This is a genomic window from Archangium sp., from assembly GCF_036389735.1.
GTDB lineage: Bacteria > Myxococcota > Myxococcia > Myxococcales > Myxococcaceae > Archangium.
This window is the reverse complement of record NZ_DASVWK010001048.1, coordinates 1-14075: the sequence shown is the minus strand read 5'-3', so window position 1 is coordinate 14075 and position 14075 is coordinate 1. Positions and strand designations below refer to the sequence as shown.

Here is a 14075-nt window from a genome sequence, read left to right as displayed (position 1 = left end):
GCCGACCACATGCGCCGCCGTTATGGGGTGCGCAGCACCTTCATCATCTACGACAAGCCGGACGCGCGGGCGGAGGACTTCGCGGCCCGGGCCCTGGTGGCCTTCCCCGAGGGCGTGGGCGAGTTCCGGGTGATGCGCAACCGGGAAGAGCTGACGGCGCTGCCCTCGTGTGACCTGGCCATCGCCACCTACTGGACGTCCTGCTTCCCGGTGCTGCACCACCCCCGGGCGACGGTGCGCGCCTACTTCGTCCAGGACTACGAGCCCCAGTTCCTCGCGGCGGGAACGCAGTCGTCCCTGGCCGAGCAGACCTACGGGCTGGGCCTCTACGGCATCTTCAACACCCAGGGCTTGTACGACTACGTCGTGCGCCAGTACGGAATGCGGGGGGTCGCCTTCGAGCCAGCGGTGGACGGGACGCTCTTCCACCACAAGCGGCCCGCTCGGAAGGGGCCCGTGCGCGTCTTCTTCTACGGCAGGCCCGGCAACGAGCGGAATGGCTTCGAGCTGGGACTGGCCGCGCTGGCGTCGCTCAAGCGCGAGCTCGGCACCGCGGTGGAGATCCTCTCCGCCGGTGCCGACTGGAATCCCGAGTCCTATGGGGTGCGCGGGTTGGTGACGAACCTCGGCGTGCTGCCGGCCGAGCGCACCGCGGGCCTCTACCGCGAATGCGACGTGGGGCTCTGCTTCATGTTCACCAAGCACCCCTCGTACCTGCCGCTGGAGATGATGGCGAGCGGGGTGACGGTCATCACCAACGACAACCCCGTCAACCACTGGCTCCTCAAGCACGAGGAGAACTGCCTGCTGGCGGCGCCCACGCTGACGTGCGTGTTGGATCAGCTCCGCCGGGCCGTGCGCGAGCCGGAGTTGCGTGCGAGCATCTCCTTACGGGCCGCGGCGCGCATGCGCCAGGGCTCCTGGGAGGCGGCTGTCGACGGGGTGATGACCTCGCTGCTGGACCGCACGCAGGGCACACAGAACGAGCGTTTCAAGGTCGGTTGAGCCGGGACCGACCCCTTCCGAGAACCAAGATCTCCCCGAAGCGGGGGGCATCACGACGAGCAGACCATGAGTGAGCCAAACATCCCATCCGCCACCTCCCCATCGGAGCCCGTGCTGGAGCCCGGCAACATCCGTCATTGGAAGCGCACCGCCGGCTTCGACTCTCGGGGAATGAGCAACACCCTGGAAGAGCGTGGCAACCGGACCTTCGGCCAACAGGAGCGCGTCCTCACGACTCTGATCCAGGCGGAGCAGCGTCGGCTGGGGCGCCCTCTGGATGTACTCGAGTTCGGTTGTGGCCTTGGTCGCCATGCCTCCTACCTCGCGGGACTCGAGGGCGTGCGCTACCACGGCTACGATCCGTCGCCCAAGAGCGTGAGCCAGGTGAGCGAGCGCCTCTTCGTCGGCGAGGATCCGCTCGTGAGCGTGGGGCAGCGGCGGTTCGACCTTGTCTTCTCGGAGTCGGTGCTCATCCACAAGCCCTCCGAGTCCATCCCGGGCCTGCTCGACACCCTGGGCCGGCTGGTCCACCCCGAGGGCCTCGTCTGCCTGGTGGAGAACCAGCTCGTCCCTTTCAGCCTCTGGGCGAACGACGGGCACCAGGGGAGCTGGCTGCATGCCTATCCGGAGCTGCTCGCGCAGGGATGGGACCTGCACCACGGGCCGGGCTTCATCGACACGCATGATGTGTACGTCCTGAAGCGCAACGCCGAGGGGCCGCGCCGCTTCTTCCACCTGGAGGCGCCGGAGCGTGCCCGCGAGGAGTCTCAGCCACTCACCCGCGAGGAGCTGCTGGTGCGGGCCCTCCCCAAGCTTCGGCAGTGGGCGGACCGGGCCTCGTCCGCGCCGAGCCAGGACGTGACCTGCACTGAGACGCGGGTGACGGAGCTGGAGGAGCGGCTCGCGGTGGAGACCGAGCGCTTCGAGCGGCGTCACCGGCTGCTGGCGCTCGCGGACGACCTGGCGGCCCTGCGCAACCGCTCGGTGCGGCCGTCCCCCGTGTCTGAGCCCGCGCCCACCTCCGCCCCGGCGCCGCGCCCGGGTATCCTCTTCGACGACCCCAAGGACACCACGTGGGCCCATGTGGCGCCGGACATGTCGCGCGTGGTCCACGTCTTCCACCAGCAGTGGCACGGCATTCGGGCCGCGGCGGGCTACTCGCCCGGGCGCAAACTGGCCATCACCGCCGAGCGCCAGCTCACGGGAAAGGAGTTGCGCCAGGCTGTGGAGTTCTGCGGCAACACCGCCTCCCCCGTCGTCATCGTCCACAGCTTCTCAGCGAATGCGCAAGAGTTCATCGTCGCGCTGCGCAAGGTGCTCGGGCGCTCGGTCCGCATCCTCTGTGTCTGGCACGGCTCGTCGGCGCAGTTCCACTACGACTACGAATACGAGATGTTCGCCAGGCTGATGGAACTGCGCGCGCGCGGCACCATCAATGGTGTGGCGTGCGTGAAGCCCGACATGCATCTGGTGTCCGGCCTCGTCTTCCCCAAGACGCTGATCAACCTCCCACCCCGGGTAGAGGCCCGGCTGCGCAGGCCCTCGGGCCTCCAGTCGCATGGCGCCCTCATCCCCACGCCCAATGACTGGCGGAAGAACTTCTACACCAACCTCTACGCCTGCATGGCGGCCCCGCACATCCGCCAGGTGTACGTGACGGCCCGGTTCATCCAGCCCGGGGAGCTGAAGCTCACCAAGCCCGTCCACAGCCTCAAGAGCCCGGAGCGCGGGGAGCTGTTCGACCTCATGCGCAAGGTGGATGTGGTGCTCAATGCCTCGCTGTCCGAGTGCCAGCCCATGACGGCGTTGGAGGGGCTCGCGCTGCGCGTCCCGTGCATCACCGGCCCGTTGGGACTCGGCTCTCTGGATGAGCACCCCTTGCAGCGCCTCACCCAGCTCGCTCGCGTGGACATGGTCGGCGCCGTGCGTGATGCCATGGAGCGGGTGCTGGAGCTTCAGCAGCGCTCTCCCCGGGAGCTGACGGAGATGATGGAGGACTACGAGTTCCTCCTGTGTGCCGAGGCCATCCGCCGCTACCAGGAGTTCATCCACTCATGAGCCAGAGACGTGTCTGCCTCGTCACGGACGAGCTTTATCCCTTCACCGCGGGAGGCATCGGCCGGTTGCTCCACAACCTCATCCGGGACTCCCTCTCCCGGAAGGCGCCCGTGGAGTTCCACGTACTGGTGCCCGCGTACGTGCCCATGAAGGCGGCGGAGGTGGAAGCCTATTTCGGCGAGGGGGTCCGGTTGCACGTGGCCGAGCCTCGGCCCAGGTCGGAGCCGTCCTACGATGAGGACGGTGTCTATCCGCCCCCCAGTGCCTTCACCGACTCGCACTGGCATGCGGAGTCCATGGAGCTGATGCTGCACCTCAAGCGGCTCGCGCGCGAGGGGTGCCGTTTCGATGTCATCGAGTTCGGTGACTACAGGGGCTGGGCCTTCTGCACGCTCCAGGAGAAGTACCTGGGCCGCGCCTTCGCCGGGACGGAGGTGGCGGTCCGGCTGCACTCCACCATGGGCATCATCTCCCAGTACGAGCCGCACCTGCCGAACCGCGAGGCGTTGGGGCGCTTCGAGCTGGAGCGCAAGGCGCTGCTCGATGCGGAGCGGGTGATTGCCCACATCCCGGGCATCGCCGAGATCAACCAGCGCTTCTATGGCTTTCCGGACTCCTGGCTGCGCAAGGTGTGCCTGGAGTTCCCGCCGGTGGTGGAGGGCCCTCAGGTGCTCCCCGTGGTGGAAGGGGCGGAGACGGGAGGAGGGGAGGAGCGCGACCTGCTCTTCCTCACCAAGGTGCAGTGGATCAAACGGCCGGACCTGTTCGTGCGGGGCGCGGCCCTCTTCATGCGCCAGCATCCGGAGTACCGCGGCCGGGCGTTGCTGGCCTGCCATGCTCCCTTCCCCGAGTACACTGCGGCCCTTCAGCGGATGGTGCCCAGGGAATTGCGCGAGCGCTTCGTCTTCAGCGGCCCCAGGGAGGACCGCGAGGCGCTAATGGCGCGGGGCATCGTGGTCATCTGCTCGGATCACGAGGCGCTCAACCTCACCGCTTACGAGGCCTCCGCGGCCGGGGCCACGCTGGTGCTCAACGCCACCTGCCCGGCGTTCACCCCGGAGACGCCCTTCGTGGATGGGGAGAGTTGCCACGCCTTCAACGGTACCGTCGAGGGGCTCGCCTCCGCCTTGGAGCGCGCCTGGAAGGCTCCGCAACTGCGGCCCGCCTCCTGGAAGGTGGCACAGCCTTACTGGGAGCGGACCGAGGCGCGTGCCACCCCCACTGCGCCCGTCCGGCAGCGCCCGCCCCGGGTGTCGGTGATCATCACCAACCACAACCTGGGGCGTTACCTGCCCGAGACGCTGGCGAGCGTGGCGGCTAGCAGCTATGCCGAGGTGGAAGTCGTCCTCGTGGACGATGCCTCGACGGACTCGTTCGATCACGAGTTGCTGGAGCGCATCGAGCAGCAGTCCGGTGCGGGCCGGTCCGTCCGGCTCGTCCGTAATCTCGTCAACCGGGGGCTGCCCGCGTCCCGCAACATCGGCATCCAGGCGGCCACGGGCGACTACCTCCTTCCGCTGGACGCGGACGACTGCATCTCTCCGACCTTCCTCGAGCGCGCCGTGGAGGCGCTGGAGCGGCATCCGGAGTTCGACGTGGTGGTGCCCTCGACGGGCTACTTCCTGACGGACGAGGCGCTCGAGTCGCGCCAGTTCTGCGACTACGCGCTCTTCTTGGGAGATGCGCCCTCGCTGGGTCTGGTGTCCAACCGGTTCTCCTGCGCCACCGCGCTGATGCGCCGCGGCCTCTTCGAGCGGGTGCGCTATAACGAGCGGCTGACGAGCTACGAGGACTGGGACTTGTACCTGCGGCTCGCGCTGGCAGGGCACCGCTTCCTGGTCGCCAACCAGCTCCACTTCCACTACCGGCGCCGTCACCAGTCCATGATCACCGGGGTGAGCCCGCGCCGGCACATGGAACTCGTCAACCAGATCTACCAAGCGCTGCCCAAGCCGCTGAATCCCTCGGTCCGGCTGGAGGCCTTCTTCTCGAGCGTCAGCAGGTTCTCGGAAGAAGCACACTCCGCGGTGCAATCTCCGGCTTCAGACCTGGGGAGCGGAGCGCAACCGCTGCGCTACGGCGTGATCGATACGATGAACGCGGCGCTCAAGCGGTTGCCGGGCGTCCACCTGCTGCTCAAGCAGGCCGCAATCCGGGTCAACACGGCGCTGGCCGGAGATCCGGACCAGGTGCAGCCGCTCCGCTACGTGGTGGCGGACCGGATGAACGGCGCGCTCAAGCGCTTGCCCGGCGTGCACACCGCCCTCAAGCGGACCGCGCGCACTTCCAATCACGACTAGGACTCCCGTGGGCAGAAGGCCAGACCAACCCCCGCACTAACGGCGCCCGAGTCCCAGACGCTCCGAGAGCCACTGGATGCGCTGGGACATGCCCTGGGAGGACCCGCCCAGCTCCATCGTGCGGCGCAGCGCATGGTGGACGAAACCGATACGCTCCTTGAAGGTCTCGTTCACCTTGTCCACCAGCCGGTAGCGCAGGGGCTTCTCCAGCGCCCGGGCGAGGAACTCCTGCTGCCGCTGCATCTCCCCGAGCTGGATGCGCAGGGCCCGGTTGTCACCCGTTGGTAGCCCCGGGTGCTTCTGGAGCAGGTAGGCGATGAGCTGGTGACGGGACCGGGTGGCCTCCGTGCGGGTCATCGAGTCCAGGCGCATGCGGTAGTGGAAGAGGAACTCGGGGATGATCAGGCCCTCGTAGCCGCGCTCCGCCATGGCGCAGAAGACGTCCCAGTCCTCGAACGAGGTCAGCCATTCGTCATAGCCGCCCACCTCCTCGAGGAGCCTGCGCTCCATCAGCGCCGCACAGGTGGAGGCCACGTTCTCCACGCAGAGGGCGTCACGCTCCATCCCCCAGGGCACCCAGCCGCCGATCGGCTCTCGGGGATTCTCGGTGAAGTAGGACACCAGAGACGTCACGTAACCGAGCTTCGGCGAGCGGCTCATCACATCCACGGCCTTCTCGAGGAACGTGGGCGACAGCAGGTCGTCCGGATCCACCGGGAGGATCCACCGTCCCCGCGCCTCCCGCAGGCCCGCGTTGCGCGCCGAGCTCAGCCCGCCGTTCGGCTTGCGGACGATGCGCAGCTTCGGCGTGCCCTCCAACTCATCCACGAGCTGCTGGCTGGTGGGGTCCGTCGAGCCGTCATCCACGAGGATCATCTCGTAGTCCTCAAAGGTCTGCGCCTGCAGCGAACGCAGCGTTTCTGGGAGGTAGCGCCCCATGTTGTAGTACGGGATGATGATGGAGACGTCCGGCGCCTGCCCCGGGGCCTTCCGGGGAGTGGGGCGCGGCTGCCGGGGCTGGCGGGACGGGGCCAGCCGCGCGAGGAGCTCCTCGGTCTGCGCGACGACCCGCCCGGGCGCGCAGTAGGTGGCGATGCGCCGTGGTGCCTCCTCGCGCATGGCCCGCCGCAGGGCCTCATCGTTCAGGGCTCGCTCCAGCACCTCGGCGAGCCGGGCCGCGTTCCCCGAGGGAAAGAGCAGCCCGCTCTTTCCCTCCTCGATTATCTCCGCCATGCCGCCGGCATCGCTGCCCACCACGACGGCTCCCTCCGACATGGCCTCCAGGCACACGTTGGGGAAGTTCTCCCAGAGGGATGGGAAGCAGCAGACCGTGGCCTCGCGGATGGCGGGCAGCAGCTCGGGATGGGGGCGCGGCGGCTCGAAGAGGAAGCGGTCTCGCCACGCGGTGGGGATGCGGCGCTCCAGCCACTCCTTCATCGAGCGGCCAAAGGGACCGGTGGAGGTGTCGGCGCCGATGAGCTGCACCTCCACGTCCAACTGCTTCTCCAGCAGCCGCAGTGCCGCCTCGATGAGCACGTGGATGCCCTTGCGGTACTCGATGCGGCCGAAGAAGAGGATCCGTGCCCGGCCCATCCGCCCACGTGGGGGCTCCGTCAGGAGCGCCCCGGTAACCTCGGGGATGAAGGGGCAGGGAATGACCGCGCTCGGCTGCTGGAGCCCCAGCCGCCGCGTCACCCGTTCCAGCAGGGAGTGCGTGGGGGAAAGGACGACGTCCGCCTCACGGATGGACACCTCCTCCTGGTACTCCTGGGAGGCGATGTCCATGTCGAGCGCTGCCTGGCGGTTGAGCTCCTGGCAATCCTGGCTCGGCGTGTGGAGCCGCACGGCGAGGAGCGCGGAGCTGAACTGCCCGAGAGCCCTCTTGGCCCGGATGGCGAAGGCGCCTTCGCCCCAGAACTCCGGGAACTCGATGAGATCGAAGGGGTGCCGGGCATGGAGGGACTGGAGCGTCTGATGGACGCCCAGGGCGTACTGCATGGACGCGTTGCGGCATGCACCCGGCGGGGCGGACCCGTCGTACGTCACGAGGTGGACCCGCACCGAGGGGAACAGCTGGCCGGCTCGCTCGATCCCCGGGTGGCGTTCGGTGAGGACGTGGACCTCGTGCCCGGCAGCGGCGAAGGCCCGGCAGGCCTGCGACACGTAGGTACCGATTCCCCCCCGGTAGAAGGGGGCGAACTGCTTGGACACGAAACAGATGCGCAAGATGGCCTCGGCTGGAGCGACCCTGATCAGGACTCCCCATACACCAAGGTGCGCTCTGGCGGCAGCGCTCCGCTCCCCGCGCCAGGATGCGCGGGGCCTCAGCTGCCTGGAGTGGTCTCCTCCCGGCGTGGGATCAGCAGCCAGGCGAGGGTGAACATCTGGCTCACGAGGAACACGGGGTACTGGTAGCGGATGTCGGGAGAGGGGATGACGAGCGCCAGCACCAGCGTGTGGAGGAGGAGGGGCAGCAGGAGCACCATCGGGTGCCAGCTGAGGCGGCGCAGGCAGGCGATCGCGCAGGCCAGCATCATCAGACAGAGGGGGAGGGCGGGGCGCCAGAAGAGCCATGACAGGTCCGACTGGAGCGTCCGCACCACGCTGCTCAGCAGCGTCTGGCCCAGCTCTGGCAGCACTGGCGCGGGCTGGGGCGAGATGGGGCTCTCGTAGATGGTCCCCAGGGCGCCCGAGGGGCGCTGCATCACGGGGGGGCCATTGTTGTGGCCAGCGCCCTGCGAGAGCCTCCAGAGGATGGTGGTCGCACACGCGAAGTGGTTCACCGTTGGCCGGTAATCGCGCTGGGTCAGGCTGGCGAGTAGGCCCGGAAGCTTGGGCTGGTGCCTGCGCACGGCGCCGTAATCGAAGCGACCATCGAACACGGTGGGGACGTTGGTGACGCAGGAGTAGTTCCACTGGTCATCCAGCGGATGGATGTCGTCCAGGATGGCGCGCTCGTCCTCGGTCATCTGGGTCCCGGCCGCGACGTGCGCGCCGAGATAGCCGATCAGCGCGAGCCCGTTGTCGGGAACATCCGCGTTGTAAGTCCGGAGGATGAGCTTCTTGGCGCCGGCGGCCACCGCGAGCGTCACGACGAGGGTCATGGCGAGGGCCTTCCAGCGGCGCGGCTCCAGCAGGAGCAGGCCCAGGAAGGCCGCCATGGCCGCCGGGGGCCCGTTGTGGCGCGTGAGCAGGGTCATGAACGTGGCCACACCCAGTCCCACCCAGAAGCTCCACCGCGGCTCGTACCGCAGGTGGATCCTCCGGAAGAGCAGGATGCTGAGCGCCAGCACCGACAGGCTGAAGGGGACGTCCTTCCAGATGGTGTTGACGAGGGTCCCATTCACGGGCGCCAGGCCGAGCACGATCGCTGTCACCCAGACGACGGGGCGCGACAGGCCCGCCTGCCGCAGGCTGACGCATCCCCAGCCCACCAGGGCACCGAAGGTGAGGATCTGGACTCCGGTGACGATTCCCGGCGTCGGCCACAGCTTGATGAGCATTCTGATCAGGAAGGTGTTGAGCACCGGGTGGGCATCGTGCATGCGGCCGGTGACGGCCTGGTGCCACTGATCCGTGGAGTCGGAGCTCATCAGGCCCGGGAAGACCGCGAGCCACCAGATTCCCACCGTGACGAGAGAGGGGAGCGCGTACAGGAGGCCCTCGCGGAGGGTGGGCCGCTCCTCGATGGGGCGGGGGCCCGCGCGGCGGGTGAGCCACAGGCCGGCGGTGAGCAGGAGCGCAGCCACCGTGGCCACGTGCGTGACATGGAAGAGCACCCGCTGCACCCGGTGGCCGAGAAGGGTGGCGCCGCCAGAGAGAGGCAGCTCGAGCTGGAGTCGCTTCGCCTGCGGGCTGTAGAGGTCGACCTCACGGCTCTGTCCATTCCACTCGTAGCGCACGATGCCGGAGTGGGTATGGGACAGCAGCTCGAGCTTGAGCGGACTCGGGGCCCACCCCTGCCAGCGGATGGTGGCCGGCTGCTGCTGGTAGGAGAGCCAAGCCCCGTCCCGCAGCTCCCACGCTCCCGTGCGCTCCCACTCGTCCGGCGAGCTGGTGCCGCCGTCGGGACGTCGTAGCTCGAAGATCCACAGCTCGGTCCCCACGGCCTGGGGATTGCGCGCTCCGGTCGCCGTGAGGGTGAGCGTCCCGAAGACATGCGGCTTGGGGGCGTTCACGGGGATGGCCCGGAGCAGGAGCCACGCGATGGCGGTACAACCGAGCAGCCAGAGGACCCTGGCGCCGCGCGAGGACGTCGCCAGCTGGGAGAGGAGCCCCGGGAGCACCCAGCGGTGGACGACGGCGGTCAACGCCAGTGTAGAGGCGAGCACTCCGAGTACGGCCCCCACGCCCAGGGGGAGCCCCGGAGGCAGCAGGTGGCTTGCTACGGCCCAGGTCCCCGCCGCGCCCAGCGCGAGGCTCGACGCGAGGAGACGGCGCTTTCCTTCCACACGGCTCGTCGCGGCCCCGGCGACATGCAAGGGAGATCGAAGAGTGGACTCAGGGGGCCGTGGGGACTCTGGTGTCGTGAGGGCCATCGAGGCGGTGCCTTTACCACAGTGGTGGGAGCCGCACTCCGAAGGAGGGAAGGCTCGCTCGCATGCCGGCCCCTGGCCAGCCGGGCCTGCTTGACATCGCGGTCACCTTCTCACTACCAACCCACACCTCGTATCATTCGGAGCCCGAATGTCGCCGCTCTTCATCACCGTGCTCGTCGGCTTCTTCGTCCTGGTGTTCTCCCAGTTCGGAGCTCGGCTGGCTGCCCGGCACTCGGTCTCGTGGTACCTGGTCAGCGCCTTCATCTTCGTGGCCTCCGTGCGGCCCCAGTGGCTGCGGCCCGTGGCGGACCTGATGGGCATCGAGCTCATCAGCAACCTGGTGCTGGCGGTGCTGACGATGTTCCTGTTCGTGCAGATGCTCGAGCAGTACTCCGAGTCCGCCCGCTCCCAGCGGCAGATGGTGCGGCTCGTGGCGTCCCTGGCCGCCCAGGGCTTTCCGGCTCCCGCCGCGCAGAAGTCCGAGCGCCTCCGGGTGCTGGTGGTGCTGCCCTGCTACAACGAGGCCGAGAACATCCCCCACATGGTGCCGAAGCTCCTCGAGCTGAAGCGCTCCACCCAGGAGATCGAGGTGGACTTCTGCTTCGTCAATGATGGCTCGCTCGACGCCTCCCCGGTGCTGCTCAAGGAGCTGGCCCCCGCCAACCACGTGTCGCACCACACCAACATCGGCGTGGCCGGCGTGCTGCGCACGGGGTTCGAGATCGCCCGGCGCATCGGCGCCGACTACGCCGTGCAGTGCGACTCGGATGGGCAGCACCCCATGGAGCGCATCCCCCACCTGGTGCGCACCGCGCGGGAGCGGCAGGTGGACATGCTCATCGGCTCGCGCTTCGCTTCCGGCGGCGAGGGAGATGCGCTGGCCAGCACCACCCGGCTGCGGCGCCTGGGCGGCGTCGTGGTGAGCACTACCCTGCGCCTGTTCCGCGGGGCGCGGGTGGCGGACCCGACGTCCGGCTTCCGCGTCTACTCCCGCCGTGCCATGACCACGCTGCTGCGGCAGATGCCGGACGAGTACCCCGAGCCCGAGTCCATCGCGCTCGCGGCGCTGGCGAGGCTGCGCATCGAGGAGACGCACATCGCCATGCTGCCGCGCACGCTGGGCACCTCGAGCATCAGCGGCCTCAAGAGCGCGCGCTTCATGACCAAGGTGACGTCGGCGCTGCTCGGGCTGCGCCTGCGCACGCTGTTTCGCGACCGGGAGGAGCGGGTAGGGGCGCCGGCCCCCGTCTCCCTCCTGCCCTCGCCAGCCGTGACGGCCCCCTCGGAGCAGGCGCCCGCCGCCCGGATGCGCGCCAGCGGCGAGTAGGCGCCGGCGCTTCCCGGACGGCGGCCTCAGCGAGGCGGCCCGGCAGGGTTCTCCGGGGGCGTGGTGGTGATGACCAGCTCGTCCAGGGTCACCGCGCCACGCGCCAGCGTCAGCAGGCCGAGCCCCACCTGGTGCAGCACGGTGGCCAGCCACATCACGTTGGCGAAGGCCAGCCCCGTGCCGGTCAACACGGCCGGGGGAACGAAGAGCGAGAGGCTCACCCTCACGCCCGCCTGGAAGGTGCCGGCCATGCCGGGTGCGGCGGGGATCATCCCTCCCAGCACCGTGACGCCGAGCACCACGAAGCTCTGGAACACGTCCAACTCGAGCGGGGTGCAGCTCCCCGTCTGGCCCGAGCAGTCGAAGGCGTACGCGAGCACCAGGATGGCCAGGCCGTTGAGCACCCAGAGGGCCACCGTGTACAGGGCCGTGGAGACGAACTGCCGCAGCCCGGACACCTGGCGCACGGCGCCCACGAACGAGTCCATCAGTCCGGCCACGCGCTCGGCCAGCCCGGGCGACAGCCAACCCAGGCCGAGGCGCACCCAGCGCACCGCCAGCGCCCGCTGCCAGTACGCCAGCAGCAGCACGCCCCACAGCCCGAGGAAGGCCGCCAGCATGAGGTGGCTGCCCCAGCGCAGGTAGCGCAGCGTCTCGGTGGTGTCCCCGAGCCACCACAGCGTCCCCTCCAGCAGCAGCGCGATGGCGACGCCGTCGATGATGCGCTCCAGCACCACCGAGGTGAGCGCGGCGCTCGCGCGGATGGAGGAGCGGCGCGAGATGAGCACGGGCCGGGCGAACTCGCCCAGCCGCAGCGGCAGCAGGACGAAGAGCATGTTGCCCACCGCGGTGGACGCGTTGAGGGGGCGGAAGGGCACGCGCTCCAGGCCGGACAGCAGGCTTCCCCAGCGCAGCACCCGCAGCCAGTGCACGCACTGCAGCAGCACCACGTGGGGCACCAGCCAGAGGAAGTTGGCCGTCCTCAGGCTGGCCCACATGTCCGCCCAGTTCAGATCATGGAAGGCCCACCAGCCAAACAGGCCCGTGAGCCCGAAGCTCAGCAGCAGGCGCCCCCACGCACGCCCCCGCTCAGTAGGCATCGAAGTCGAGCGCACGGAAGCGCAGGCGCGACATGTCCAGGCTCGCCCTCTTGCCGGTGAGATCCCGATAGATGAGGTTCAGCGGCGAGGGCCGCAGCCGCTTCGGGATGGACGTGTAGAGGGAGCGCTGGAAGCGGCGGCTCGGATCGATGCCGAGCCACAGCCGCACCGGGTTGGGGCTGGCGGGCGCGGTGCGCTCCAGGGCGGTGGGGCAGAGCGCTCGCGGGAAGTCTCCGAGGATGGCCTGGATGCCGGCCTTCCCCGTGGGCGCCTCGATGCGCATGGACTCGCCCCGAGGGCGCAGACGGTAGGTCCGGCTGGGGTTGGCCAGGCGCCAGCCCAGCAGCTCGTGATCCCACAGCACCTCGAACTCGGAGGTGAAGCGCGGATCCTGGGCGGGCAGCGGGCCCACCCCCATCCTGGCCTCGAGCGGCGCCACGAGCTGGAAGCCCAGCTTGCGGGTGAAGCCCGGGGTGCTGTTGGCGTTGGCCACGCCCACCACCAGCTCATACCCCTGTGAGGCGGCGTACTGGTACGTCGCGTCGGCCAGCCTGGTGAAGAGTCCCTTGCCCTGGTGCTGCGGGTGGGTGGCCGTGTTGAGCGACAACAGCCCCTTGCAGGCACGGCCCTCCAGCTGGACCCGGATGGGGAGCGTCACGTAGTGCGCCGCGAGCGTCTCGCCCGCGAAGGCGTTGAAGCCCACGGCGGGGCCGGCGGGGTTCCGCACGTACTGCCAGGTGAGGTAGGCCGGCGTGAACTGGGCCGCGGCGGTGGGGAAGACCTCCGTCAACAGACGGTGGTAGCTCTGGAGCGACGGCTCGCTCAGCTCGATCTGCCGGATGTCGTACATGGCGGGCTACCTGTCGCCCACGGCGCGGGCCATGGTGGGGGGCTCCCAATGCGGCAGGCTGTGGGAGGTGAGCAGGGAGCGGGCCTCCGCCACGCGCTGGGGCAGGGCCTCGAAGGGGCCGAACTGGCGCAGCAGGGCGGCGAGCCGCTCCTCGGTGCGGCGCAGCTGGAAGTAGTGGATGGTCCGCGCCACGAAGGAGGTGTAGGGCAGGTCGCGCGGCTGCTCCAGGTCCAGCTCCCAGGGGTGGACGTAGAGCACGACGTTGCGCCCGGAGCCCAGGTTGCGCCGCACGAGCCACTCGGTCACCGCCAGCGGCAGGGCGCGCAGGTAGAAGCCACCACCAAAGGGCACCTTCACGCCCCCCAGCAGCGCCACGGACGGAGGAATCTCCACCAGTCCCGGCGTCAGCGCGTAGGGATTCACCGGCGCGTCGGGGATGCCATAGAGGTGGTTCTTCGTCGGGAAGATGCTGGAGTCCACCTCGAAGCCCGCGGCCTCCAGCCGCTCCACCGCCCAGAGGGAGGCGCGGGTGATGGACCAGCAGGGCGCGCGGTAGGTCGTCACCGGGGCGCCGCCGAGGTCCTCCAACCGCTGGCGTCCCTCGCGGATGGCCGTCTCGAAGGCCTCCGGCTGCTGCTTGTAGACGAGCCGGTGATCCAACCCGTGCAGGCCGATGTGGTGTCCCGCGGCCACCGCGCGCCGCAGCATCTCCGGGTGGCGGCGAGCGCAGTCCACGAGGAAGAAGAGGGTGGCACGTGCCCGGTGCTCCTCGAGCAGATCCAACAGCCGTTCCATCGGCGGGGCGACGCGCGAGGGCGCATCGGTCATGTCCGGGAAGTCGGCGGTCCAGTCCTCCACGTCGATGGTGAAGAAGGCCCTGCCTGTCCCTGGCGTGGA

9 protein-coding genes are annotated in these 14075 nt (G+C 69.3%); 4 read left to right on the top strand and 5 right to left on the bottom strand.

The window, feature by feature from the left end; genetic code table 11:
* From VF794_RS37450 to VF794_RS37440, 3 genes are all read left to right on the top strand, one after another.
* Positions 1–1005 (top strand): glycosyltransferase family 4 protein (locus VF794_RS37450; RefSeq protein WP_331118102.1); only part of this gene is annotated, 1005 nt, incomplete at its 5' end.
* Positions 1006–1071: 66 nt separating this feature from the next.
* On the top strand, positions 1072–3063 hold the full coding sequence (locus VF794_RS37445; protein ID WP_331118100.1) for a methyltransferase domain-containing protein: 1992 nt from the start codon (positions 1072–1074) through the stop codon (positions 3061–3063).
* Complete coding sequence (locus VF794_RS37440) at positions 3060–5363, top strand: glycosyltransferase (protein ID WP_331118098.1); 2304 nt, start codon at positions 3060–3062, stop codon at positions 5361–5363. The genes VF794_RS37445 and VF794_RS37440 overlap by 4 nt, the downstream gene beginning before the upstream one ends.
* 36 nt (positions 5364–5399) lie before the next feature.
* Here the strand turns inward: VF794_RS37440 and VF794_RS37435 are convergent, their stop codons facing one another.
* Both VF794_RS37435 and VF794_RS37430 read right to left on the bottom strand, forming a co-directional pair.
* Positions 5400–7589 carry a glycosyltransferase gene (locus tag VF794_RS37435; protein ID WP_331118096.1) on the bottom strand — a complete coding sequence of 730 codons (2190 nt, stop codon included), beginning with the start codon at positions 7587–7589 and terminating at the stop codon, positions 5400–5402.
* Positions 7590–7687: 98 nt separating this feature from the next.
* Positions 7688–9814: a hypothetical protein gene (locus tag VF794_RS37430; RefSeq protein ID WP_331118094.1), complete on the bottom strand. Its 2127-nt coding sequence runs from the start codon at positions 9812–9814 to the stop codon at positions 7688–7690.
* A gap of 235 nt (positions 9815–10049) precedes the next feature.
* On the opposite strand from VF794_RS37430, the gene VF794_RS37425 reads away from it, so the two are divergent.
* The gene (locus tag VF794_RS37425) at positions 10050–11228 is read left to right on the top strand and encodes a DUF2304 family protein (RefSeq protein WP_331118092.1); all 1179 of its coding nucleotides are present in this window, start codon (positions 10050–10052) and stop codon (positions 11226–11228) included.
* 26 nt (positions 11229–11254) lie between these two features.
* Here VF794_RS37425 and VF794_RS37420 read toward each other — a convergent pair whose 3' ends face one another.
* The 3 genes from VF794_RS37420 to VF794_RS37410 all read right to left on the bottom strand — a co-directional run.
* Positions 11255–12328, bottom strand: a complete 1074-nt coding sequence (locus VF794_RS37420; RefSeq protein ID WP_331118090.1) for a lysylphosphatidylglycerol synthase transmembrane domain-containing protein — start codon at positions 12326–12328, stop codon at positions 11255–11257.
* Positions 12318–13178, bottom strand: a complete 861-nt coding sequence (locus tag VF794_RS37415) for a GNAT family N-acetyltransferase (RefSeq protein ID WP_331118088.1) — start codon at positions 13176–13178, stop codon at positions 12318–12320. The genes VF794_RS37420 and VF794_RS37415 overlap by 11 nt, the downstream gene beginning before the upstream one ends.
* 6 nt (positions 13179–13184) lie before the next feature.
* The coding region (locus VF794_RS37410) for a polysaccharide deacetylase family protein (protein WP_331118086.1) at positions 13185–14075 on the bottom strand (891 nt) is incomplete at its 5' end.